Annotated in this window: 21 protein-coding genes; 6 read left to right on the forward strand and 15 right to left on the reverse strand. The window is 49.3% G+C overall.

The features are described from left to right. Window positions 1–45 precede the first annotated feature (45 nt). A complete protein-coding gene (locus AB7038_RS07705; protein WP_369453057.1) occupies window positions 46–1,467 on the forward strand; it encodes an aminotransferase-like domain-containing protein in 1,422 nt (473 codons plus the stop codon). Window positions 1,468–1,540: 73 nt separating this feature from the next. Here the strand turns inward: AB7038_RS07705 and AB7038_RS07710 are convergent, their stop codons facing one another. After that, window positions 1,541–2,149, reverse strand: a complete 609-nt coding sequence (locus AB7038_RS07710; RefSeq protein WP_072867757.1) for a LysE family translocator — start codon at window positions 2,147–2,149, stop codon at window positions 1,541–1,543. Window positions 2,150–2,343: 194 nt separating this feature from the next. Here AB7038_RS07710 and AB7038_RS07715 point away from each other — a divergent pair, with 194 nt between their 5' ends. Beyond that, complete coding sequence (locus AB7038_RS07715; RefSeq protein ID WP_045137788.1) at window positions 2,344–2,808, forward strand: Lrp/AsnC family transcriptional regulator; 465 nt, start codon at window positions 2,344–2,346, stop codon at window positions 2,806–2,808. 151 nt (window positions 2,809–2,959) lie between these two features. On the opposite strand, the gene AB7038_RS07720 is transcribed toward AB7038_RS07715, so the two are convergent. The 9 genes from AB7038_RS07720 to yedE all read right to left on the reverse strand — a co-directional run bounded on the left by AB7038_RS07720 (window position 2,960) and on the right by yedE (window position 13,130). Then, entirely contained in the window at window positions 2,960–4,594 is a 1,635-nt protein-coding gene (locus AB7038_RS07720) for an FGGY-family carbohydrate kinase (RefSeq protein ID WP_119312809.1), read from the reverse strand. A gap of 11 nt (window positions 4,595–4,605) precedes the next feature. Next, the gene (locus AB7038_RS07725; protein WP_369453111.1) at window positions 4,606–5,553 is read right to left on the reverse strand and encodes an ABC transporter permease; all 948 of its coding nucleotides are present in this window, start codon (window positions 5,551–5,553) and stop codon (window positions 4,606–4,608) included. Further along, a complete protein-coding gene (locus AB7038_RS07730) occupies window positions 5,553–6,548 on the reverse strand; it encodes an ABC transporter permease (protein WP_108657177.1) in 996 nt (331 codons plus the stop codon). Before AB7038_RS07730 ends, AB7038_RS07725 begins: the two co-directional genes overlap by 1 nt. Next, entirely contained in the window at window positions 6,541–8,034 is a 1,494-nt protein-coding gene (locus tag AB7038_RS07735; RefSeq protein ID WP_369453058.1) for a sugar ABC transporter ATP-binding protein, read from the reverse strand. Before AB7038_RS07735 ends, AB7038_RS07730 begins: the two co-directional genes overlap by 8 nt. Window positions 8,035–8,094: 60 nt before the next feature. Further along, window positions 8,095–9,069: a substrate-binding domain-containing protein gene (locus AB7038_RS07740; RefSeq protein ID WP_024472943.1), complete on the reverse strand. Its 975-nt coding sequence runs from the start codon at window positions 9,067–9,069 to the stop codon at window positions 8,095–8,097. A gap of 503 nt (window positions 9,070–9,572) precedes the next feature. Further along, on the reverse strand, window positions 9,573–10,064 hold the full coding sequence (locus tag AB7038_RS07745) for a YbaK/EbsC family protein (RefSeq protein ID WP_369453059.1): 492 nt from the start codon (window positions 10,062–10,064) through the stop codon (window positions 9,573–9,575). A gap of 91 nt (window positions 10,065–10,155) precedes the next feature. Then, window positions 10,156–11,622, reverse strand: a complete 1,467-nt coding sequence (locus tag AB7038_RS07750) for a TrkH family potassium uptake protein (protein ID WP_072867766.1) — start codon at window positions 11,620–11,622, stop codon at window positions 10,156–10,158. A gap of 169 nt (window positions 11,623–11,791) precedes the next feature. After that, a complete protein-coding gene (locus tag AB7038_RS07755) occupies window positions 11,792–12,061 on the reverse strand; it encodes a hypothetical protein (RefSeq protein WP_369453060.1) in 270 nt (89 codons plus the stop codon). Then, window positions 12,051–13,130, reverse strand: a complete 1,080-nt coding sequence (gene yedE, locus AB7038_RS07760; RefSeq protein ID WP_153642169.1) for a YedE family putative selenium transporter — start codon at window positions 13,128–13,130, stop codon at window positions 12,051–12,053. Before yedE ends, AB7038_RS07755 begins: the two co-directional genes overlap by 11 nt. Before the next feature lie 230 nt (window positions 13,131–13,360). Between yedE and AB7038_RS07765 the strand changes: the two genes are divergently transcribed. Continuing rightward, a complete protein-coding gene (locus AB7038_RS07765; RefSeq protein WP_369453061.1) occupies window positions 13,361–14,224 on the forward strand; it encodes a hypothetical protein in 864 nt (287 codons plus the stop codon). A gap of 992 nt (window positions 14,225–15,216) precedes the next feature. Continuing rightward, window positions 15,217–18,114, forward strand: coding sequence for an autotransporter outer membrane beta-barrel domain-containing protein (locus AB7038_RS07770; RefSeq protein ID WP_369453062.1), 2,898 nt, complete (start codon window positions 15,217–15,219; stop codon window positions 18,112–18,114). A gap of 148 nt (window positions 18,115–18,262) precedes the next feature. On the opposite strand, the gene ychF is transcribed toward AB7038_RS07770, so the two are convergent. Continuing rightward, window positions 18,263–19,354, reverse strand: a complete 1,092-nt coding sequence (gene ychF, locus AB7038_RS07775) for a redox-regulated ATPase YchF (protein WP_046892242.1) — start codon at window positions 19,352–19,354, stop codon at window positions 18,263–18,265. A gap of 106 nt (window positions 19,355–19,460) precedes the next feature. After that, on the reverse strand, window positions 19,461–20,051 hold the full coding sequence (gene pth / locus AB7038_RS07780; protein WP_123568908.1) for an aminoacyl-tRNA hydrolase: 591 nt from the start codon (window positions 20,049–20,051) through the stop codon (window positions 19,461–19,463). 303 nt (window positions 20,052–20,354) lie between these two features. Between pth and AB7038_RS07785 the strand changes: the two genes are divergently transcribed. Continuing rightward, window positions 20,355–20,624 (forward strand): stress-induced protein YchH, encoded by a 270-nt coding sequence (locus tag AB7038_RS07785; protein WP_046892240.1) that lies wholly within the window; start codon window positions 20,355–20,357, stop codon window positions 20,622–20,624. A 97-nt stretch (window positions 20,625–20,721) separates the two neighbouring features. Here the strand turns inward: AB7038_RS07785 and prs are convergent, their stop codons facing one another. The 3 genes from prs to lolB all read right to left on the reverse strand — a co-directional run bounded on the left by prs (window position 20,722) and on the right by lolB (window position 23,235). Beyond that, window positions 20,722–21,669, reverse strand: coding sequence for a ribose-phosphate diphosphokinase (prs, locus tag AB7038_RS07790; protein ID WP_004239474.1), 948 nt, complete (start codon window positions 21,667–21,669; stop codon window positions 20,722–20,724). Between the two features lie 76 nt (window positions 21,670–21,745). Next, window positions 21,746–22,621, reverse strand: a complete 876-nt coding sequence (gene ispE, locus AB7038_RS07795; RefSeq protein ID WP_368888446.1) for a 4-(cytidine 5'-diphospho)-2-C-methyl-D-erythritol kinase — start codon at window positions 22,619–22,621, stop codon at window positions 21,746–21,748. Continuing rightward, entirely contained in the window at window positions 22,606–23,235 is a 630-nt protein-coding gene (gene lolB / locus AB7038_RS07800) for a lipoprotein insertase outer membrane protein LolB (protein ID WP_139294206.1), read from the reverse strand. Before lolB ends, ispE begins: the two co-directional genes overlap by 16 nt. Before the next feature lie 280 nt (window positions 23,236–23,515). Between lolB and hemA the strand changes: the two genes are divergently transcribed. Continuing rightward, window positions 23,516–24,778 carry a glutamyl-tRNA reductase gene (gene hemA, locus AB7038_RS07805; RefSeq protein WP_032098249.1) on the forward strand — a complete coding sequence of 421 codons (1,263 nt, stop codon included), beginning with the start codon at window positions 23,516–23,518 and terminating at the stop codon, window positions 24,776–24,778. Window positions 24,779–24,800: the final 22 nt, after the last annotated feature.

The raw sequence follows: 24,800 nt of genomic DNA on the forward strand, positions 1-24,800 counted from the left end.
ACAATTAGTCATGAAATTACCATAACAGTTTTCGGAGAGCGCTCTATGACACGCTACGAACAGTTAGCAGAGCAGATAAAACAGCAGATCGAAGATGATATCTGGCAGGTTGGTGACCGGCTGCCGTCATTGCGGGAAAGTGCCAGACAGTCGGGACTGAGTCTGATGACTGTCGTACAGTCGTATCAGTTACTGGAAAGCCAGGGCTGGGTGATCGCCCGTCCGCAGTCCGGGTATTTTGTCGCCAAACGCGCCCCGGCGTTTGCCCCGGCCAAAGGCGGCCTGGGGATGCACCTGAGTGAAAATGTGGAGATCAACGCCTCGCTGTTTGATGTGCTCCAGGCCTGCAAAGACCCGGCTATTATTCCGTTCGGGTCGGCATTCCCCGATCCTTCGCTGCTGGTGCAGCCGAAGCTCTCCAAAGCGCTGGGCGCAGTGGCCCGCCGCATCGCACCACAGAGTGCCGTGGTTAATATGCCGCCCGGCAATGAAAAACTGCGGCGTAATATCTCCCGGCGCTATGCCGCACAGGGTATCCATGTTTCGCCGGATGATATCGTCATCACCGCCGGGGCAATGGAATCTCTGTCACTGAGCCTGCAGGCGGTCACGGAGCCGGGGGACTGGGTGGTGATTGAATCTCCGGCATTTTACGGTGCATTACAGGCGATTGAGCGTCTGCGCCTGAAAGCGGTGGCGATCAAAACCGACCCGCAGACCGGGATCGACCTTGATGCGCTGGAAGAGGTGGCCGGGCGCTATGATATCAAAGCCTGCTGGCTGATGACGCACTTTCAGAACCCGCTCGGCGGCACCATGCCACCGGAAAATAAACGGCGGCTGGTGGAGATCCTGACACGGCATGAAATCGCACTGATTGAGGATGATGTCTACAGTGAGCTCTGGTTTGGCGGCAATGCACCGCAACCGGCGAAAAGCCTGGATAAAGACAACAATTTTTTCCACTGCTCCTCATTTTCCAAATGTCTGGCACCGGGCTTCCGGGTCGGCTGGGTGGCGGCAGGAAAACATGCCCGCAAAGTGCAGCAGTTACAGATGATGAGTACCGTATCCGCCAGTATGCCGACACAACAGGCGATAGCGGAATATCTCGGCCAGGGCGGTTATGATGTGCATCTGAAAAAACTGCGCCAGCAGCTGGAACAGCGCCAGCACCGGATGCTGTATGCCATCAGCGAATATTTCCCGTCAGATGTGAAGGTAAACTGCCCGCAGGGCGGCTATTTCCTCTGGCTGGAATTTGAACCGCCGTTTGATGCGGTCAAACTGTATCGTATGGCACTCAATGAACAGATCAGCATAGCGCCCGGCTCCATGTTTTCCACCAGCGACCAGTTTAATCATGCCTTCCGCCTGAACTGCTCATTTGAATGGAATGACCGGCTGGATAACGCCATGAAAATGCTGGGGCAGTTGTGTCATGTACTGAAGAAAACGCAGGGGTGATAGAAATTTGTCATGGCGCAGATATTAAAAAAGGGCACTTCTCAGTGCCCGTTTTGCCGAAAAAGGAAGCGGATTAACTAAATGCCAGACTAACTGCGGCGGTGGCCAGTAATCCCCCGGCAACACCTTCACCGATACGGCGGCGCTTGTCGTTGTATTCCCCTTTGCTCATCTGGCCGAAAATCAGCGCCACACCGCTGTAAACTATTGCACAACTGGCGATGTATACGCCAGATAACAGCAGGGACTGCATTGCGACACTTTCACTGCCGGAAATAAAGTTCGGCAGGATAGCAAAGTAGACCAGCAAGCCTTTCGGATTCAGGAAACTGGTAAAAAAGCCTTTGGTAATAACCGATTTTGCTGCCGGCTGCATCGGCGGCATTTCGCTTTTGTGCATGGCGGACATCACCATACGGAAAGCCAGGTAAGCAATATAAGCCACGCCGAACCAGCGCATGCCGTTAAACAGAACCGGGGATGCCACCACCACAGCTGCCAGCCCGAATGCCGCCAGAATGGAATGCATACCGTAACCCAGCAGCACGCCCATATTGGCTTTCAGTGCCGCGCGGGAACCGCTGGCGAGACCTTGTGATGAAACGAATAAAATATCGGGTCCGGGAGCAAATACAATGGGTAACACGGTTGCGCCAAACACCATCAATGTATTTATGACCATACGACACCCCAAGTTCAAAAAATAGATGAATAATTCACAATTTGTTGAATATTAAGAATTTAATTCAATATTGTGACGTCCTGATTTGTTATGCAAATTATACGGGGCTTCGCGGGAAATTAGGTTGTTAAATTGACCCGAAAAAACTATTCTTAGCAATATTATTGCGCGGAAACTGTCAGGTGGTGATTTAAATGTCAATTGAACTGGATAAGATGGATCGGCGGATCCTGGACCAGCTGCAACGTAACGGCAGAATGCAGAATGTGGAGCTGGCACGCGAGGTAGGACTCTCGCCGTCACCCTGCCTGAGGCGGGTACGTCGTCTGGAGGAAACCGGCGTTATCAAGCGCTATGCGGCGATTCTGGACGGCAGCAAGATAGGCGCGGGGCTGATGCTCTATGCCCGTATCTGGTTTAAGGGGCAGGACGCACAGACTATCAATGATTTTGTCGCCGCCATTAATGAAATGCCGGAGATAGTGGAGTGTCATCTGATGGCTGGTGAATGTGATGCGATGATCCGTATTGTGACCAAAGACCTGACCTCTTACCGGCGCTTCCATGCCGATCACCTGACACAAATACCAAGTATTCAAAGTGTTAAGACGGAAGTTCCGATGGAAACCCTGAAGGTGACACACGCGTTACCCCTGTAAACTGTGAGGGTTATCACGAAAAGCAACAGAATTGTGCGGTCAGGCAGGTTATAAGCAACAGGATTGCGCAGCGATTTTGTGATGAGAGTCAAATCTGAGGCAAAGAAAAAGGCGCGTTAAAAAACGCGCCTCTGCGGATAAAACCAGAATATTATACTTCCGACATCAGTTGCCGGTAACGCTGATCATCATGATACAACTGATGGAATACGCGGTATTTGGCATCATAAAACTGTTTGATACTCTCCGTTTGCGGTGTCACCGTTTTGCTGATCCGGCTCATCGCCTGCATCGCTTCCGGAATCGAAGCATAAAAGCCCGCAGCCACCGAGCCGAGCATGGCAGAACCCAGCAGAACCGCTTCACTCTCTTCCGGCAGCAGCATGGCGCAACCGGTGGCGTTGGCGTGTTCCTGAATAAAGATCGGGTTCTTGGTGCCGCCGCCGCAACCCATGATGGTATCAATGGCATATCCGGCTTTATTCATCTCTTCAATGATATGACGGGTGCCCAGTGCAATCGCCTGGATGGTCGCCAGATAAATCAGCGCGAGATCATCGAGGGTCTGGGTCATACGCAGACCGGTCACCACACCGCGCAGGTTCGGGTTCGCCCGCGGTGAGCGGTTGCCGTGGAAATACGGCAGCACATGGATATGCCGTGTCAGCAGGGCGATATCCTCTTTTGAACCCGCCAGCGACAGAAGACGGTCATTGAGGAGCTGGTACACCGTCTGCTGATTCTGTTCAGCCAGTTTCTTCGCGTCACTGTACTGCGGGTGTGACGTGATCATATGGTCGATCAGCGCGCCGGTTGCGGATTGTCCGCCTTCATTGAGCCAGTAACCCGGAATCATGGCGCTGTAATAGGCACCCCAGATCCCGTCGATAAAGCGGGCATTTTTGGATACCGCCATATGACAGGATGAGGTACCTCCGATCAGCGCCAGCCGGGTGTTGAAATCCGGTTGTGCGCCGGTGGCATCGGCGGCACCCAGCACGCCGATCCCCCCGGCATGGGCATCAATAATTGAGGTGGCAACCGGCGTGCCCGGGATCAGCCCCAAATCTGCCGCTGCGTTTGGTGTCAGGCCGTTACCGACCGGTTCACCCATCGGGCGGATCTCGCGGCCGATAATCTGCGCATCGTTTTCCAGCAGATCTTCCAGGCCAATCTGGCGGAAGAAGTGGGTATCCCAGCGATCTTCATGGCCCAGGTAAGTCCATTTACACACAGTGGAGCAGAGCGACCGGCTGTTGGTATAGGTTGCTTTCCAGGTCAGAAAATCCGGCAGATCAAAGAAATAGCCCGCTTTCGCCCAGGTGGTCGGCATGTTCTGCTTCAGCCATAACAGCTTTGGCGTTTCCATCTCCGGCGAGATGCGGTTGCCGACATACGCCAGCACCGGATGTTTGGTGTCATTGATCCGCTGCGCCTGGCTGATAGCCCGGTGATCCATCCACATAATAATGTTCTGCTCGCTGCGGCCGGTCGGGCTGACCGTCAGCGGCTGACCCTGTTTATCCAGCACCACCAGGGAGCAGGTAGCGTCAAAACCCAGGCCTTTGACCTGAATCGGGTCGATACGCGCCTGTGCCACCGCATCTTTTACCGCAAGACACACACTGCGCCAGATATCATCAGAGGATTGTTCCACATAATCCGCCTGTGGCTTGAACTGACGGATATCCCGCTTCGCTTCGCCTTTTTTGCGTCCGGCAGCATCAAAAACCCCGGCCCGGGCGCTGCCGCTCCCGACATCCACACCAATAAAATAGACACTCATAATCCGCTCCCTTATGACCGGGCTTTCTGCAATGCAATAAATAAGATAAGAATACCGCCCCACAGCGCCATGATGAGGTAACTGCTGACACCCAGCAGGTTCAGGCCGCTTTCCAGCATCTGTAAGACAAACAGGGCCAGCACAATACCGATAATGCGTCCGAAACCACCGTCCGGGTTCACACCGCCGAGCACAGAAGCCAGAATAGCGATCAGCAGATAAGATTCCCCGTATCCTGCTTTTGCGGAGTTAAACTTAGCCATCATAATAATCGCGGCCACCCAGCACAGAACAGATGAAATCACATACACTGCCATAATGGTTTTCTGTGTGTTCAGGCCGGAAAAGCGTGTTGCTTTCTCATTAGAACCCATCAGATAAACGGTACGGCCAAGCGGTGTATATTCCAGTAATCCCCACAGCAGGAACGCAAACAGCAGGAACAGGATCAGCGGCATCGGAATACCGAGCAGCGAGCCGTTACCCAGCCACAGCAGTGACGGCGGGAAGCCGGAGATCACAGTACCGCCGGAAATCAGCACATTCAGGCCGTTGATTAACGTCATCATCCCGAGGGTGGCGAGGATAGGAGACACCCCGACAAAGGCAATCAGAAAACCGTTGATCAGCCCGATAATCACGGCAGTGACCAGCCCGGCCAGCAGGGCAGGCACTAACATTGCGCCATCACCCGGGCTCATGGCCATCACACTTGCCATCACCAGCCCGCAGGCATTGGTGGTCGCGATAATGGACAGGTTGATCCCGCCGGTCAGCATACAGACAGACATCGCCAGTGCCAGCATACCGAGCAGCGGCATCTGGGAAGTCATTGACTGGAAGTTGGAAACAGAGAAAAACGCGCCTGCATTAAACATTCCCTGCAACAGCAGGATAGCGGCCATGATCACCAGCAGGTAAATAATGTTGCGGTCACTCCGCAGATTCAGCATTGACATCATGACAGATGACCTCCGGCAGCAGCACGGCGTTTTTCGTTATACGCAGTGAAACTGATACTGATAACAATGATAAGCCCGGTCAGCACGGTGTGCCAGTAAGACGGTACACCGGCCAGGGTCAGGCCGTTTTTGACAATTGCCAGCAGGGCAACCCCGAGGATAACCCCGGTCAGCGTGCCTTTGCCGCCGGTCATACTGACACCACCTAATACCACGGCTGCCAGCACCGTCAGTTCAAAGCCCATCAGGGCATTCGGTGCAACGGACTGGGTGATTTGTGTCTGTACCACAGAAGCAATCCCCGCCAGTGCGCCCATATAGCCGTAAACAAACAGCATCACGCCGAGAATACTGATACCGACACGCTTCGCGGCATCCGCATTACCGCCGACCGCGTAAATCTGACGGCCGATACGGGTTTTACTCATCAGAAAACCGGTGAAAATAATCACGGCAATCAGGGTCAGGATCGGCAGGGACAGGCCGTAGTCATAACCGTCGCTGCCGGTAAATGACATCACCTCAACACCATCCATAAACCACTCCGGGAAGCCGTACAGCCATTCGCCGTTGGTGAAATAGATCAGCAGACCGAAAAAGACGTTCAGAGTGGAAATGGTGATAATAATAGACGGCACTTTCAGGCGGTAAATCAGCAGGGCGTTAATCAGCCCCAGCAGTAAACCAACAACCGCCGCGATAGCAAAGGCGATAAAGAAATTGCCTCCCTGTGACAGCACATACGTCGCCATCACATACTGCGCGGTGGCCGCCGTGGCCGGGAAGGAGATATCAATCCCGCCGGAGACCAGCACCACAAACAGACCACAGGCCATAATCGCCAGGATAGCAGTGCTGGTGGTCATATCAAACACATTGCCCAATGTCATAAAATCTTCATTGGTGATGCTGAGAAACACACTGAGCAGCACAATTAATACCGCCAGCCAGAACTCATGATGTGCAAACAGATGACGACATGACTTAAGCATTAACCGCCTCCGTAATTGCCTGCTCCGTTGTGGTTAACGGATTGAACTCATGGGTAAAACGACCTTCTTTCATCACAATGACCCGGTGACTGTTATAGAATACTTCAGGAATTTCATCACTGATCATCAGAATCGCCATGCCTTCGGCGGCCAGCATTCTGATGATCTGATAAATACTCTCTTTATTGGCGACATCCACGCCGACCGTCGGGGAATCGAGGATCAGAATATCCGGTTTCGCCGCTATCCACTTGGCGATCGCAATACGCTGGGCGTTCCCGCCGGACAGGCTGGTGACCGGCAGCGCCGGATCGGACACTTTTATCTGCAGTGCCTCAATCAGTCCGCTGACCAGTTCATGTGCCCGGGTGTGATCGAGCAGTCCGCCTTTGCGGGTCAGACGCGGCAGCATCACGGAGGTGGTGTTGTCGTGAATGGACTGCGCCATCACCAGTCCCGTGCTCATGCGGTCTTCCGACACATAGCCGATGCCGTGATTAATCGCATCCCGGTTGGAGTGCAGTGTTACCGGTGAACCGTTGATCAGCAGTGTGCCGCTGTCCGGTTTCGTCATGCCGAACAGTGACAGACACAACTCTGTGCGTCCGGAACCGAGCAGCCCGGTAATGCTGACCACTTCACCGGCATGCAGCTTCAGGTCAATATCATAAAATTGATGTTGCTTTGTCAGTTTCTCTGCGCTGAGACGTAAGAGTCCCCCGGTGTTGTACGCAGAAAGTGGTGTGAACTCGAAACGCTGACCCGTCATAAGATAGGCCAGTTCATCACTGTTCATCTTATCCGCGTCATACGTTCCGATCAGTTTTCCGTCACGGATCACGGAGATCCGGTCGGAAATTTCCATCACTTCATCCAGCTTATGGCTGACAAACACCACTGTTACGCCGTTGGCTTTCAGATCAGCGACCACGCGGATCAGCTGATTGACTTCACTGCGCGTCAGTGAGGCTGTCGGTTCATCCATAATCACCAGCCGGGCGTCATTTGCCATCGCGCGGCAGATAGCGACCAGCTGACATTCAGCAATGGAAAGTTGTTCAACACGTTTATGCAGGGGCAGGGACAAGCCAATACGGCTGATAATTTCCTGCGCCTGTTTCATCTGGCGGCGGCGGTTGGCCAGCCCTTTGTACCACTTAACATGTTCCTGAATCACAATGTTTTCAGCAACGGTCAGGTTAGGGAAGAGCGAGAGATCCTGGTAAATCACCTGGATACCCTGCTCAATAGATTGCTGCGGGGTTAACCTGTTGTAGCTCTGCCCGTTAATAATAATTTCTGCGCCCTTTTCCGGAGGATGAACACCGGAGATCACCTTGAATAAGGTACTTTTGCCGCAGCCATTCTTGCCGGCGAGACAATGAACCTCACCCCGGTTAAACGTCAGATTTATATTATCGAGTGCAATGACGGAGCCGAAGTGTTTGGAAACCTGTTTTAAGGTAATCAGTGCGTCTTTTGACATATACCAGCCCATGACAGGGCAGCACGGATGCTGCCCTTTTTAACAAAAAATAAAGAAGGATCAGAAACCGAGCGAGGTGGCGTTATTGCTGTCAACTTCCAGGATTTTATTGAATTTAATCACCTGTTTCTGAGTATCGATTTCAGCTTTACCCAGATCTTTGACTTCCACACCGTCAGTTACTTTTTTGCCATCCAGCATATCTTTGGAGACAGACACCAGCGCGTAACCCGCATCAGCCGGGTTCCACAGGAAACCTTTCTTGATTTCGCCGCCTTTCAGATACGGAGCAGCCTGTGCAGGCATCAGAATACCCGCGGTGCTGATTTTGTTTTTTGCACGTTTTTTCTTGATAGCCTCACCGGCACCAATCAGGCCCAGTGAACCGTAAGAAACAATCCCTTTCATTTCAGGATGGGCTTTCATCAGGTCATTGGTTGCCGCGAAAGAGGCATCAATGCTTTCCGCAACCGGCATACGGCTGGTCACTTCAAACATTTCCGGATAGGTTTTCTTCTGATATTCAACTGCCAGGTTCGCCCAGTTATTGTGCAGAGGCACAGTCAGGGAACCGACATAAATCACATAGCCGCCTTTGCCGCCCATGTTTTTTGCCAGTTCATCCATGGTCGCTTTGGCATAAGCATCGTTATCGATAGTTTCGATATCCCAGTCGGCGTTATGGCCGTCCGGTGCTTCGTGAGTCAGCACAACGATGCCCTGTTCGCGGGCTTTCTTAAAGACCGGCTCAAGAACAGTCACATCATTCGGTACCACGGTGATGGCATCGACTTTCTTGGCAATCAGGTCTTCAATGATTTTTACCTGCTGAGCCGGATCCGGCGTGGAAGGCCCGACCTGATACGCATTCACGCCCAGATCTTTTGCCGCCTGCTGAACCCCTTTATCCATCTGGTTAAACCACGGAATCCCGGAGACTTTGACAACGTTGACGATTTCGTATTCTTTTGCCATGACGCTGGCGGAAAAGAGTGCAACAGATAATGCCGCAACTTTAAAAAATGATTTCTTCATCGGTAATAACCCTTTTTATATGGATACAGAGAGTGTTGCAGGGAGACCAAATAGAAGCCTGACTATAGGAGCAGGGATGATAAAAAGGGGAGGGAGAACTGAAAAATGTGATCTGTGCCCATTATTGATATGGGTGTGTTAATTATTTGATGTATTAATGTTTAATTTTATATTTCGTGTAATTAAATTACATTAAAACATATCAATTAAACATAAAATTAACAAAATAATCCATAAATAAAAACAATTTGTGCGTTTTATTATTGCTATCCGGAAGGTATTTTTATTGACATTTGTAAAAATACTTATGACTTATGATAAAATCGCGCTGAACCGATTGTTTTTAATGTAATAATATATCCTGTTTCATTTTTATGTGATTTATTTCACAAAATAAAATTCACGGGTGATGTTAGCTCTGAAATAAAACAACATAAATTACAGCTGTGAATTTATTATTGTTTGATTTTACTGTGATTTTCGCCGGAGGTTATTGAAACGTATCACAGAATAAAACTGAACTCCTGTGGTTTCACAATCGTGCGGTAATCCTCTGCATTCAGCACAATGGTTTCTGTCAGTGTTCCGGCATTGAAGGCGATATCGGTGTAGCGTTCAAACAGAACCGGGTCAATCACCAGTTCCAGCTCCGGGTTAAAGGTAAAGGGTGCCAGTGCCCCGGGGACACAGTCTGTCAGTGTTTTCACCTGTTCGGCGGTGGCAAAGGAGATTTTTTTCGCACCGAAAAAACCGGCCAGTTTTTCACCGTCAATTTTTTCATCTCCGGGCAATACTGCCAGCACATTTTTCTTCACGCCATTGCCCTTCACCTTCAGTATCACGGCTTTGGAGCACTGTCCCAATTCAACACCGCGTACCTGAGCAACTTCATCAGAAGTAAACCCGAGCGCATCGTGGCTCATGATTTCATAACGGGCGTGGTGATTATCCAGAAGGGTGGTGATTTTGCGGAGGATATTATCGGACGAAGACATGCGGTTTTCCCTGTTATTGATTGTGATTACCGATCACGTTAATCAAAAACACAGGGAAAACCAATGCGTTTGCACTCAGAATGTGACAGGGCTACGGCCAGTTTCGCCAGAAACTGACGGATAACAGTACAAGCAGCGTATAAATTTCCAGACGGCCTAATAGCATGGCGAAACAGAGCAGGTATTTTGCCGCCGGGGAGATCTCCCCGAATCCCGGTGCGGTTAACCCGAATCCCAGCCCCATATTATTAATACAGGCGGCGACACTGGCAAATGAGGTCATTAAATCGTACCCCATCAGATTAAGGCACCAGATAAAAAAGCAGGTACAAATAACATAAAGGAAGAAAAAGCTCAGGACGGAATTAATCAGCCGGTGCTGAACAACCGTATCACCCACCTTTATCAGTGTTTGTGCTCTGGGATGGATCAGGGAATACACTTCCCGCCAGCTCTGTTTGGAGAGAATTAAAAACCGGATCGCTTTTATACCGCCGCATGTGGAACCGACGCATCCACCGAAAAAACTGGCAAACAGAAGCAGAACAATAATATGTGATGGCCACTGTGCATAATCGCCGGTGGCGAGTCCGTTATCCGTCAGCATGGAACTTGTCAGAAAAAAGGCATGAACGAACGATTCTTCCGCAGTGGAATACATATTTGCCCGCCAGACTTCAAAAAAGACCAGCGCAATAATAAAGGCGGCGACGGCGAAATAGAAACGTAATTCCGTGTTACTGAATAGGGGTTTCAGACTGCGTTTTGCCAGCGCCACAAAATAGAGGGTAAAGTTAACGGCGGATAATAATGAAAAAGCACCTGCCACCAGTTCAATCGCAGAACTGTTAAAATAGCCGATGCTTTCGCTGTAAGTGGAAAATCCGCCGAGAGAAACTGTAGACAGCCCGTGGCATAAGGCATCAAACCATGTCATACCGGCCAGCTTAAACGCAACCGTACAGAGAAATCCCAGTAATAAATAGGTAAACCACAAATTACGGGCCGAACTGGCCAGGCGCGGGGTTAATTTTTCATCTTTAAACGGACCGGGCATTTCGGACTGATATAAACGCATCCCCCCGATACCCAGCAGCGGAAATATCGCCACCGCCAGGACAATAACACCCAGACCACCGATAAAATTAAGCTGGGCGCGGTAATATAAAACCGAGCGGGGTAAATCGGTGACATTGTGAAATACCGATGCACCGGTGGTGGTAATACCGGAAACACCTTCAAATAAGGCATCCTCAAAGGCCATATTCAGATGATCATCCAGCCAGAACGGCATCGCGCTGATAACAGAAAATAACAGCCAGAATACTGCAATCACCAGAAAGCCATCCCGCGTCTGTAATTGCAGGCCGGTGGTTTTACTGCGGTACCAGCACACTAATCCGGCCGGAAAGAAAATCAGAAAACTACCGGCAAACGCGAAAAAACTCTGCTCTTGCGCAATCAGCGCAACCAGCATCGGTAATAGCAATGTCAGGCTGTAAATCACTATCAGAAAACTGCTCAGATGGATAATGACTCGGGAACGGGTTGATATCACAGGATGACCACCGGATTTTCTAAAATAAACAGCAGATAATACGAAATAGCTGATAGTGAACTGATTGCCGCTGATTGTAAATTGTTTTCAGCTGAACAGCGCAGCAGGATCAAAAAAGGCTGCAACCGGCAGCAGCCTTCTGTCAGTATAACGGCACAAAAAAGCCATATTACATCGTTTCGTCAGCCCACACCCGCAGATAATCCGAACCGTCTATCCGCCAGATTTCACGGACATTTTCACTGGCATACTCCAGATAATCATGTTCAGCGGAAAATTGCGCAGCCAGCGCTGTTTCACATTCCGTGGTGATCCTGCGCGGCGCATCAATAACGGATGATGCCACGGAATCTTCCTGCAAACGGACTTTCAGTTTTTTTAATCCGTGCTGCACATGGAACAGGAACAGATAGTTATGAAACAGACCGTTATGCGGCATTCTCAGCTCCGGATTTTTTATTGGCAAGCCGGGTATAAATAATACCGACGGCGATGGTCAGTACCAGGCCAATAATAACAACCAGTTTACCGTTTTCAGTCACACCGGCAGGGCTTGAGGCATAGGAAAAATTATGGGCAAAAGCCGCGCCGGTCAGCATTCCCAGCACACTGACAGCCGCATCGGTATTACCCTGTCCGGCATTGGCCAATTGCCGCAGCGGGCAGCCGGTAATAAAGACACCGCATAATCCGACCAGTGACATGGAGAGGAAATTCCACAGCCCGTCATTATGGGCAATCGGCTGATTATCAAAGCCGATATTGATTTTTCCGGTGAGCATATTACCGGCAATAACAACCAGCAGCAGGGCGAGAACACCGATTGCCATCGTGTAATTACGGGACAGGAAGATATTTTTCGCCATCCCGATAAAACAGAAGCGGGTGCGCTGAATAATCACCCCGATAATAAGCCCGGCTGTTATCGCCATCCAGACCGGAGCATGAGCGGCCCCCGGCCCTTTGACGCTGGATTTGAATATTGAACTGTCGATAATAAACAGCACAAATAACACCAGACATACGGCAGGTAATATCAGACCTTCAGCGGCAGACTGCTGATAATTACGCGGTAATGAAAACCCTTTTTTAATAAACAGACTGCCGATCCCAATACCGGCGACCAGGCCGAATAACCCGACAACAGCATTTAAATCACCGGCACCAATCCGCAGGATCATCCGCAGCGGACATCCTAAAAAAACCAGACAACCGGCCATCATCAGAAAACCGAGTGTAAAGCGGATCACCGGTGCAGAACCGGCCTTGGACTGAAACTCTTTAAAAATAACCGCAGCCCCGAATGAACCGAGAATAAAACCAAAAATTTCAGGACGAAGATACTGAACGGTTTCGGTATTATGCAATCCCATACTGCCTGCACTATCCCGGATAAAACACGCGACACAAACACCCATATTTGGCGGGTTTCCGTATATACCAAGGAGTACAGCACTGATCCCTATAATAATACCGGAAATGATGATAATTATTTTTGTTGCGGACATTATATGACTCCGTTATGGAGATGTTATCTCCTGACTAATAGAACCTATTAAGTACAGGGTCAATGTACCGCAGTGAAAAATAATATCTTTTACCCGGGTCAAATATTCTGAAAGCCATGTACCGGGTGTGGACGTTCAGATGAAGAACAGGAATGCGTCTTGCAGTCAGTCACCATCCATCTATAATCCGTATATATTCACTGTTTATTATGTTGCCGGGAGTCTGTACGTTGAAAAAATTATTGCTGTTAAGTCTGATATATGGCTTTTCTTATAATGTGTATGCCGGTGAAAATACCTGTTCAGCAGAAACGGCTGCCATTAACGCATTTAATAGCTTTATTTTTACTCAGGAACGGCCTTTTAACGATTCTCTGAAAGAAATGAGAGTGCATATAAAAAGTCGTGATGACTATATCGAGAGTAATGCGTATATAAAATTTGATGATTGTGGCAAGTTGCTGATACTGGAAAACAGTAAGGTCGTTAAATCCCGCATAAAAGAGAAGATTATTGTCAATGCCTTTAACATCAGAATAAATAAAAAGGATGAAGGCTGGCGTTATAATATGACATTTAAACTGTCTGATATTGATCGGCATGGTGTTGATAACATACTAATGACACAGAGACTGCACGGAAAATTCCTGACTGACCACTACGGTAAAATAACAAAAGCGGAAGATACGTCTTATGCCACGATCGGTAAAGACCGTTTGAAATTTCAAGCGGTAACTCACTTTGTGAGTGACGATAAAGGACGGCTGTCAAAATCGGACAGAGTCAGTACACAACCAAATGACAGTTCAGATACACGCTATTTTTATGATGACAAAGACCGTTTAATACGGAATCAGTCAGATTCCACAACGGAAGAATATACCTATACGCCGGATGGTAAAGAATCAGGCAGTACAATGATTCAGACATTTTTCACGACCGAAACAACCGTGACGACATGTAAAGAGTGGAATGAATTCGGCAGATGCACGCGTGCAGAACGAGATATAACGGAGTTAATTGAAGATAAAAAAGCTAACAAGAGCAGTGTCTATAAGCATCATGCAGACATTGATTATGAGTATGTTTATTAATTCCGGTAGCTCCGCTATTCATCGGACGCACAAAAACCGGGATACCCCGGCTCGTACGTTACCGGAAGCAACCGGAAAATGCGGCTTATGACTGTTTCAGATAGGGAGAGCGTACACATTTCGTTGACGGAGCAGGGCAAAATGTCATATCAGCCAGAAAATTCATAGCGTACGGAGGGTAAAAATAATCACAACAATAATAATAACGTACGTTATTGTATTCTTTTTTTAAAGAGCGGGATATTTTTCTACCAAAATACTTGATTTTACATCTCAGTCTAAAATGCTTTTTATTGAAAATAAGTCACCCCATATAAGCGTAATACTCTGTATTTTTGGTTTAAACCAAAGTTAAGAAGGGGTGTCCGTATGGGCATGCGGCAAAAAACGCAGATAAATGAGAGTTATTTGACACAAGTCACACAATTGATGCGAAAGGTAGGTGGAATCGTCGTTCATTTTTTTTCAGATTAATAATCTTTTTTTAAAATGAAAATGGCATCTCGATGGTTTTTTATGCTATGAATTTAGCAATCTCGGGGTTGTTGTTGCAGGAGCTGATTCTATCCGATTGATATTAAAGAGTAATGGATAGTTACATTTTGAAATTCAATGATACATAAATGTAACTAATAGATCTGGCACATATTGCAGGGAATAAATGATTTAAGTAATATTGCGTTCGAAAAATAAGATGAAATTTTAATTGATATACATACGTACATATAAATAAAGCCGCATGTTTATCAGGTGTTTTTCCCATGAAGTAATAATGTAAAAATATAAAGCCACTACCACGGATACATTGATCTGCGGAAGAGGTTTTCCGCAGATATTGAATATAGACAACTCTTTAATAAAGAGACTGTAAGATATCGTATCGTATTTTAGTAACAATATGTAATGCCATCATAAAATGCCACAATAAAGCAACGCATCTTATATTATTTGATGTGGAAAATACGTGATGGAATTATAAAAGGAAAGATTGCATGCCAACCACGCGCCCTTTATTTTCAGAAAAAGTTTTCAATAAAAATATATTATATAAATGCATTAATACAGCACTGATAACATCATTATCGCTGACCAGCCTGTCGGCCATTGCAGCAAATGCAACTGTTATTGACAATGGCTCATCTGAAACGGTTCCGGGAACTCAGCCTTCAACGTGGATAGTGCCGGGCGCCATTTATGCCGGCCAAAGCAGTACGGGGTCACTGGCCATCGGTCAGGGGGGCGTGGTTCAGTCAGGGACTGATAAAAATGGTACTACCGGCTCTGTGCTGGGTTACGATAAAGGAAGTCAGGGAACGATTACTATTGATGGCGGTGCCTGGTACGATGGTGTCAATACCGATAATACGTCTGTTTCTAACGGAACTACGGCTGTCGGCGGCGGCGGAAAAGGCAGCCTGAATATTACTAATGGCGGTAAGGCTGCCCTGGTATTTCTGAACATCGGTCAGAACGGAACCGGCGAAGGTTCAGTCATTGTTGACGGAGCCGGTTCCGCGCTTTTGGCGACGACAGGATCGTCATCCGGAATCACGGTCGGAACGAACGGTAACGGTAAACTTAGCATCAGCAATGGCGCCAAAGTTGCGGGAAATTCAGGGATGTCGATTGGTTACCAGCCGGGTTCACAGGGTGAGGTCATCGTCAGCGGTGCCGGATCTGAACTGAACATTAATGACGGTAACATCAGCGCCGGCGGCGGTGGTGACGGGCGTATGACTATCACGGACGGCGGTGTTGTAAACAGTGTCGGCGGCGGTATTGCTACTGCTAAGGCTTCCGGTACAGTCATTGTGGATGGTAAAGGGTCATTATGGAATATCGGCGACCATACCCTGGATATCGGAGGAGATGAGAATAATGGAAATCCTGCCGGCACCGGCACATTAATATTATCCGATCAGGGAAAACTGACAGCCGGAAAAGGCGTTTTCTCCGGAGCAAAAACAGGACGCGTTGTGATTGGCGCATTACCGGAAGATGCGCCGGCAGCAGCAGGTATATTAGATACACCGTTGTTAACTCTGGATACCGCGGACAATAATCTGATTTTTAACCATACAGATAATACAGGGAATTATATTTTCTCTTCAAAGGTTGAAGGCGAAGGTAATATTTCACACCTGAACGGGACAACAGTATTTAATAATAGCAATACCTATACCGGGGCGACAAAAATTAAAGGCAGTACACTCATTGCCGGGGATTCGGCTAATTCTGGCGCTGTTCTTAATGGTAAAAATGCGGCGGCAGTGACTATTTCTGACGGCGGTATTTTATCCGGAACCGGTACGGTTAATGGCATGGTGATAAATAACGGGCTGGTGGCCGCGTATAATACCTTGTCCGGGCAGAATAGTGCAGGAAACAGCAATTTCACGCTTGCGGAAGGCCTTACGAATAATAATACGATAAATCTGGCAGGAAGCACGCCTGGTAATACGCTGACAATCGGGAAAAGCTATACCGGAAATAACGGGAAAATTATCCTTAACACCATAATGGGTGATGATAATTCACGGACAGACAAAGTTATCCTGCAGGATGCAGATGCTGCCGGTAATACCGCACTGGTATTCAAACGAGCAGGCGGAAACGGTGCCCGGACAGATAAAGGAATTCTGGTGATTGACGCTCAGGGCACCAGTAAAACCGGCAACGATGCATTCTCGCTGTCACCGGACTCGGATGGCTACAGACAGGGCGCCGGCACAATTGCCGCCGGTGCATATGATTATACTCTGGCCAAAGGGGGTGATAACGGTGACGCGGAATCTTGGTATCTGACATCACAGAAAGTCAAATCATTGATAGACCCTATTCCGCCAACACCTGCTCCGGGTGAGGAAACGGGCGTAACAGAAGAGAAACCGAAGACCGGCGGATTACGACCGGAAATTGGTTCATACATCAGTAACAACCGTGCTATGAATACGATGTTCTTGATGACATTACACGATCGCCTTGGTGAAACTCAGTATCTCGATGCATTAACCGGTGAGAAAAAGGTAACGTCGATGTGGATGCGGAATATCGGGGGACATACTAAGCAGAAATCAGGAAACAGCACGATTGAATCACAGGCAAACCGCTATGTTATTCAGATTGGCGGTGATGTGGCTGACTGGTCCGCAGACGGAATGGATCGTTATTTAATCGGTCTGATGGGCGGTTACGGTAATCAGAAAAGTAACAGCATTTCCGGTATTACCGGATTACGTTCCGAAGGCAGCCTGAATGGTTATCATGCGGGGATTTACGGAACCTGGTATCAGAATGATGCTGATAAGCAAGGCCTGTATATTGATACCTGGGCGATGTATAACTGGTTTAACAACACTGCGGACGGCCAGGGGCTCAGCAGTGAAAAATACCGCTCCAAAGGTTTTACGGCATCGGTTGAAGCAGGATACACCATTAAGCTCGGAGAGTACCGTACGGAAGTCAATAACATGACGAACACCGTCTATATTTTACCGCAGGCGCAGGTTATCTGGATGGGTGTTAAATCTGATGACTTTACCGACAGTACAAAAACACAGATATCATTCCTGGGCAATAATAATATTCAGACCCGTGCAGGGATAAGAGCGTTTATTAATGGCCGCAGTACATCGGAACAGGGTGAAAATACAGAAATTCAGCCATTCATTGAAGCAAACTGGATCCATAATACAGAATCTTATGGTGTTAAGCTTGACGACGTAAGAAATTATGCGAACGGTGGTGAAAAGAATATCGGTGAAATAAAAATTGGTGTTGAAAGCAAGTTTAATAATAACTCGGCAGTATGGATAAATGCAGCTCAGCAATTCGGAAAGAATGGCTATAGTGATACTCAGGGAATGTTAGGTATCAAATATGCATTTTGATCTGTTCTTGCGAAGCTGATTTCCGGGAACAGATATCATATTAAATGTTATGGCAGTGCAATAATATTGCACTGCCATTTTTTGTGTACAAAAATAGCCCATATATTAATATGGGCTATTGCAGATATGCAGATACAACTATCAGTCGTTACACATTAAACAGGAAATTCAGCACGTCGCCGTCTTTCACAATGTAATCTTTGCCTTCTGCGCGCATTTTACCGGCTTCTTTTGCACCTTGTTCGCCTTTGTACTGGATGAAATCCTCAAATGCGATGGTCTGGGCGCGGATAAAGCCTTTTTCGAAATCGGTATGGATTTTACCGGCTGCCTGCGGAGCGGTTGCGCCGACAGGGATGGTCCATGCACGGACTTCTTTCACACCGGCGGTGAAGTAGGTCTGCAGGTTGAGCAGGGCGTAACCGGCGCGGATCACGCGGTTCAGACCCGGTTCTTCGATACCGAGGTCAGCCATAAACTCTTCGCGGTCACCATCTTCCAGCTCAGCGATGTCGGATTCAATGGCTGCGCATACCGGCACAACTACTGAACCTTCTTTCTCTGCGATTTCACGCACCTGATCCAGATACGGGTTGTTCTCAAAGCCATCTTCATGGACATTGGCAATGTACATGGTTGGTTTCAGGGTCAGGAAGCTCAGGTAGCGGATCGCTCCCATTTCTTCTTTGTTCAGGTTCAGCGTACGCAGCATCTGTGCGTTTTCCAGCAGCGGCAGGCATTTCTCCAGCACTTCCAGCTCCAGTTTCGCGTCTTTATCGCCACCTTTGGCGCGTTTCTGCACACGGTGAATTGCACGTTCACAGGTGTCGAGGTCAGCCAGGGCCAGTTCGGTATTGATGGTATCAATATCTTCTGCCGGGTTAACACGGCCGGAAACGTGAACAATGTTATCATCGTCAAAGCAGCGGACAACGTGGCCGATAGCTTCTGTTTCACGGATGTTGGTCAGGAACTGGTTACCCAGACCTTCACCTTTGGAGGCGCCTTTTACCAGGCCGGCGATATCGACGAATTCCATGGTGGTCGGCAGAATACGCTGTGGTTTTACGATTTCCGCCAGTGCATCCAGGCGGGCATCCGGCATTGGCACCACGCCGGTGTTCGGCTCAATTGTACAGAACGGAAAGTTCGCCGCTTCAATACCTGCTTTGGTCAGCGCGTTAAACAGCGTTGATTTCCCGACGTTCGGCAGACCGACGATACCACATTTGAAACCCATAAATTCTTCACCTTAAAAATGACAGCAGACCAAAACGGCCTGCAAGCACGTTAAATAATTGCCGCCGATTATACACGGTTACGGATAAACAGACGATACCTGAGGCTCACTGACCGGCTTTAAATGTATGAAGGCGCGAAATGGCTTTTGCCATGCCGTCTTTCATCAGTACATCGGTGCAGCGCACGGCTTCATCGATGGTCTCATCAATCAGTTGCTGTTCGGAGGCAGGGGGCTTGCCCAGCACAAAACCGACAACTTTGCTTTTATCACCCGGATGGCCGATGCCGATACGCAGACGATGAAAGTCCGGGTTGTTACCCAGTTTGCTCTGGATATCTTTCAGACCGTTGTGACCGCCATTGCCGCCGCCGAGCTTCATTTTTGCCACGCCGGGCGGGAGATCCAGCTCATCATGCGCCACCAGAATTTCATCCGGGGCAATCTGGTAAAAACCGGCGAGGGCACCGACCGCTTTGCCGCTCAGATTCATAAAGGTGGTCGGTACCAGCAGGCGGACATCATTGCCCTGAATATTCAGACGCGCGGTATAACCGTAAAACTTACTTTCTGATTTTAATGACTGATTATAACGGCGGGCCAGTTCATCCACATACCAGGCACCGGCATTGTGGCGGGTTTGGGCGTATTCCGCACCGGGGTTGGCCAGCCCCACAATTAATTTTATCTGACTCACACTTGTATCACTTGTTGTTCAGGCAGGTTTTGACTGCAAAGATGGCTATTCTACCCGTCACCCGCGCGGAGTACAAAAGAAACGTCCTTCCCGGACGGATGTGATTATTTGTGCAATAATTTAGTGATGAATTATTAAGTTTCGCTTTTTGGCACAATAAGCCAAATAAAAAGTTTTATTTTTGGTCTGTGTGATCTGATACGCAACATACACCGGAAAGTTCAGGCTATAATCAGTGTCAAGAAGGAATTCCTACTTTCGTGCTTTGAGTTGTTAGCAGACAAAAGAGTGGCGGAGGTCCCTATGAAACGTAAATTATCCTTATTGCTCGGTAACCTGCTGATGGTTGTCGGTATGCTGTTGATGGTCGGCAGTATGGCCTTTACTGTCAGTGTCCTTATTTTCGCACTCCCTTTACCGGATATCTATTCCGAAGCCTCCCTGATGGGGATCTTTATCGGTGCCCTGGTGTGGCTGGGCGGAGCCGGTCTGAGCGGGCGTCGTGAATCCATTGCGGATAAATATTACTGGCTGCGTCATTTCCACAGCCGCTACCGCCGCCGGATGCCGTAAACAGATTATTATCGTTAACGGTCAAAATGCCTGCCAACAAAAAACCCGTTGTCTTCACAACGGGTTTAAACACGCAATGTGTATACTGATTATGAAATCAGTGTTCGAACATCGCGGAGATAGACTCTTCATTACTGATACGGCGGATGGCTTCTGCCAGCATTCCGGATAAAGTCAGAGAGCGGACTTTATTCAGTGCTTTGATTTCCGCTGATAACGGAATGGTGTCACAGACAATCACTTCATCAATCACAGAATCACGGATATTGTTGACCGCGTTGCCGGAGAAGATAGGGTGAGTTGCGTATGCAAACACACGTTTCGCACCACGTTCTTTCAGTGCTTCCGCAGCTTTGCACAGCGTGCCCCCGGTATCGATCATATCGTCAACCAGTACACAGTCACGACCGGCAACATCACCGATGATATGCATCACCTGAGAAACGTTCGCGCGCGGGCGGCGTTTGTCGATGATAGCCATATCAGTGTCGTTCAGCAGTTTGGCGATCGCACGGGCGCGGACCACACCACCGATATCCGGAGAAACCACAATCGGGTTGTCCAGATCTTTCTGCAGCATATCTTCCAGCAGGATTGGACTGCCGAAGACGTTATCAACCGGAACATCGAAGAAGCCCTGAATCTGCTCAGCGTGAAGATCCACTGTCAGCACACGGTCAACACCCACACTTGAGAGGAAGTCAGCGACCACTTTCGCGGTGATTGGCACACGCGTGGAGCGGACGCGGCGATCCTGACGGGCATAGCCGAAATACGGGATAACAGCAGTGATACGACCCGCAGAAGCACGGCGCAGCGCATCAACCATGACAACCAGTTCCATCAGGTTATCGTTGGTCGGCGCACAGGTAGACTGGATGATGAAAACATCACCACCGCGCACGTTTTCATTGATTTGAACACTGACTTCACCGTCGCTGAAACGACCGATCGCAGCGTCTCCGAGGTTAGTGTACAGGCGGTTGGCAACACGTTGTGCTAGTTCCGGGATGGCGTTACCAGCAAAAAGCTTCATATCAGGCACGAGAAAAACCTCAGGCATGCGTCCAGAGAGATTGAATTGTGAACCTGAAAGCGTCCGGGGACGGAATCAGGGGCAATTACAGTAGACCAGCGCGGAACTGATGAAGCGGCGAAATGTTGACACCACGTGCCACAAAGCCCTTCACCCACGCCGGCGCGTTAATTAACACCTGTCGGGCGGCTGCCTGGTTTTCGAACTCTCCGAACACACATGCACCCGTACCGGTCAGGCGTGACGGGGTATATTGTAGCAGCCAGGAAAGAAGTTCATCAACCTCACGAAAACGTTTTCTTGCAATCGGTTCACAGTCATTTGCGTACGGAGCCTGTAATAATGCGGCCAGAGAGCGGATCGGCGTGTCGCGAATTAATTGCGGATCTGTGAAGATAAGCGGTGTCGGAACCGAAATTCCGGGGTGCGCAACCAGATACCAGCGCTCCGGCGGAGATGCCGGGTGCAGAATTTCGCCTATTCCTTCAGCAATTGCCGCGTGACCCCGGACAAAGACCGGGACATCCGCACCGAGGGTCACCCCCAGTTCTGCAAGCGTGTCGTCAGATAACTGTAACTTCCAGTGATAGTTCAGCGCGATAAGTACTGTGGCCGCATTGGAGGAACCGCCGCCGATACCACCGCCCATCGGCAGAATTTTTTCAACGGCAATATCTGCGCCGGGTAAATCCGCTGTCAGCTGATGCTCACGGGCATAGTTTCGTAACAGACGGGCGGCGCGGATCACCAGATTTTGCTCATCCGGTACGCCGGCAAGCGGGGTAAGCAGACAAATTTCACCGTCAGTGCGTGGCGTAATTGTGACGCTGTCACCATAATCCAGAAACTGAAACAGAGTTTGCAGTGTGTGATAGCCGTCCGCGCGGCGGCCTGTGATATATAAAAACAGGTTCAGCTTGGCGGGGGACGGCCAGGTCAGTGATGTCAGTTGAGTGTCCATGAATCCATTTTCAGCTTGATGCGGTTATCACCCTGTTCGATATCCAGGCGGTTCGGCAGTTGCGGGGAGACTTTTTCATCATAGGACTGATAAGTGACTTTCCACTTTTCCATACCCTGAGCCCAGCTCAGCGCTTTCAGGTGATACTGATTGCTGATGGCATAGGACTGAGCCTCACCCGGCAGGCCGACAATCCACTGACGCAGGTTTTCCATCGGGATAGTCATACCGGTCAGCTGGTAAATCATGCTGTCCGGATCATCACTGTAATATTTCTGACCTTTGTTATCGGTAAGCTGAGTCTGTCCGTCTTTGACAATCAGCTCCAGTTCGGTGCTGCCGACAGGGTTGGTGAGCAGCAGTTTGTAGCTGTCCGGGGAGTACTGCTGCCAGAAGAAACGGGCATAGGTTTTCTGTGTTGCGCCAATGTAAGCAAACGAGCCGCGCGTTTGATAACGCTGTAACTGATTAATCTGTTCTGTCTGTGCTTTCCAGCCGGCAGAGGTGGCGGAAACATCGCCTTTCTCTGTATTATCGGGCAGGGTACAGGCGGCAAGTATCAGGCTGCACAGAGGCAGAAGCCGGATAAAGCGCGGTAATTGAATAGAGGCCACGTTGTAATTTCCTTTAACAACTTATAAAAGCAATAACAGTATTGTGCCTGTTTCAGTGGCTGTTTCCTACCTCTCTTACGCTGATTTACGCAATTATCCGCCCGGCTGGCACGGCCTGTTGCGCACCACATTACGTGCTTATTATCACGGTTTCCCGTTTAACGCTTTAATTGCGCGGGATCGGCTGCTAAAATGCATGCAGTTATCCTTAGTAAGGGTGTTGATTTCCGGTATACTTAACCGGTATTTTACACACTTACCCCGGTCTGTATTGCAGGATATGACTCTATTAGCTCTCGGCATTAACCATAAAACCGCACCTGTTGCCTTACGTGAGAAAGTCACTTTCTCCCCGGACAGCATGGAAGCGGCATTATCCAATCTGCTCGAACAACCGTCCGTGAGCGGCGGCGTTGTGCTGTCTACCTGCAACCGGACAGAAATCTATCTCAGTGTGGATGAACAGAATAATCAGCGCGATCAGCTGATTGACTGGCTGTGCCGCTATCACAACATCAATCCGCAGGAACTGATGTCCAGCCTTTACTGGCATCAGGATAATGAGGCTGTCAGCCATCTGATGCGGGTGGCCAGCGGGCTGGATTCCCTGGTGCTCGGCGAACCGCAGATTCTGGGGCAGGTCAAAAAAGCTTTTGCGCAGTCGCAGACATACCGTTCACTCTCCCGTGAACTGGAACGCCTGTTCCAGAAATCTTTCTCTGTCGCCAAACGGGTACGCACTGAAACGGATATCGGTGCCAATGCGGTATCGGTGGCGTTTGCCGCCTGTACCCTGGCACGTCAGATTTTCGAATCCTTATCCAGACTGAATATCCTGCTGGTCGGGGCGGGGGAAACCATCGAACTGGTGGCCCGTCACCTGAACGAGCACGGTGTAAAACACATGATGATCGCCAACCGTACCCGTGAACGGGCCCGCGTGCTGGCGCAGGAAGTCAATGCAGAGGTGATCACACTGCCGGAAATCGACAGCCGGCTGGCGGAGGCGGATATTGTTATCAGCTCCACGGCCAGCCCGTTGCCGATTATCGGTAAAGGTATGGTGGAACGCGCCCTGAAAGCGCGCCGTAACCGCCCGATGCTGCTGGTGGATATTGCGGTTCCCCGTGATATCGAAGCCGATGTGGAAAAACTCAGCAACGTCTATCTCTACACTGTGGATGATCTTGAGGCGATTATTGAGCACAATCTGGCGCAGCGCCAGGTGGCGGCACAACAGGCGGAATCCATTGTGGTGCAGGAAAGCGGGCACTTTATGGAATGGCTGCGCGCCCAGAGTGCGGTCAATACGATCCGCGAATACCGTGAACAGGCCGAAGAGATCCGCGCTGCCATGGCCGCCAAAGCCGTGGCACTGATTCAGCAGGGGCATGACCCGGAAGAGGTTATCAACCAGATGTCTCAGCAGCTGACCAACCGCCTGATCCACGCACCAACCAAATCACTTCAGCAGGCCGCCGGTGACGGTGATACCGGTCGTCTGACTCTGTTACGCGACAGCCTCGGGCTGGAGCATCATTAACTTCCTCTATATATTTTTTAAG

Source organism: Morganella morganii (genome assembly GCF_041099235.1).
GTDB classification, from domain to species: domain Bacteria; phylum Pseudomonadota; class Gammaproteobacteria; order Enterobacterales; family Enterobacteriaceae; genus Morganella; species Morganella morganii_E.

Coding starts and splice junctions, on each gene's coding strand:
- AB7038_RS07710 (WP_072867757.1), bottom strand. CDS start 2,149: ATGGTCATAAATACATTGATGGTGTTTGGCGCAACCGTGTTACCCATT.
- AB7038_RS07705 (WP_369453057.1), top strand. CDS start 46: ATGACACGCTACGAACAGTTAGCAGAGCAGATAAAACAGCAGATCGAA.
- AB7038_RS07720 (WP_119312809.1), bottom strand. CDS start 4,594: ATGAGTGTCTATTTTATTGGTGTGGATGTCGGGAGCGGCAGCGCCCGG.
- AB7038_RS07785 (WP_046892240.1), top strand. CDS start 20,355: ATGAAACGTAAATTATCCTTATTGCTCGGTAACCTGCTGATGGTTGTC.
- AB7038_RS07745 (WP_369453059.1), bottom strand. CDS start 10,064: ATGTCTTCGTCCGATAATATCCTCCGCAAAATCACCACCCTTCTGGAT.
- yedE (WP_153642169.1), bottom strand. CDS start 13,130: ATGTCCGCAACAAAAATAATTATCATCATTTCCGGTATTATTATAGGG.
- hemA (WP_032098249.1), top strand. CDS start 23,516: ATGACTCTATTAGCTCTCGGCATTAACCATAAAACCGCACCTGTTGCC.
- ispE (WP_368888446.1), bottom strand. CDS start 22,621: ATGGACACTCAACTGACATCACTGACCTGGCCGTCCCCCGCCAAGCTG.
- AB7038_RS07715 (WP_045137788.1), top strand. CDS start 2,344: ATGTCAATTGAACTGGATAAGATGGATCGGCGGATCCTGGACCAGCTG.
- AB7038_RS07740 (WP_024472943.1), bottom strand. CDS start 9,069: ATGAAGAAATCATTTTTTAAAGTTGCGGCATTATCTGTTGCACTCTTT.
- ychF (WP_046892242.1), bottom strand. CDS start 19,354: ATGGGTTTCAAATGTGGTATCGTCGGTCTGCCGAACGTCGGGAAATCA.
- AB7038_RS07730 (WP_108657177.1), bottom strand. CDS start 6,548: ATGCTTAAGTCATGTCGTCATCTGTTTGCACATCATGAGTTCTGGCTG.
- AB7038_RS07735 (WP_369453058.1), bottom strand. CDS start 8,034: ATGTCAAAAGACGCACTGATTACCTTAAAACAGGTTTCCAAACACTTC.
- AB7038_RS07725 (WP_369453111.1), bottom strand. CDS start 5,553: ATGTCAATGCTGAATCTGCGGAGTGACCGCAACATTATTTACCTGCTG.
- AB7038_RS07755 (WP_369453060.1), bottom strand. CDS start 12,061: ATGCCGCATAACGGTCTGTTTCATAACTATCTGTTCCTGTTCCATGTG.
- AB7038_RS07770 (WP_369453062.1), top strand. CDS start 15,217: ATGCCAACCACGCGCCCTTTATTTTCAGAAAAAGTTTTCAATAAAAAT.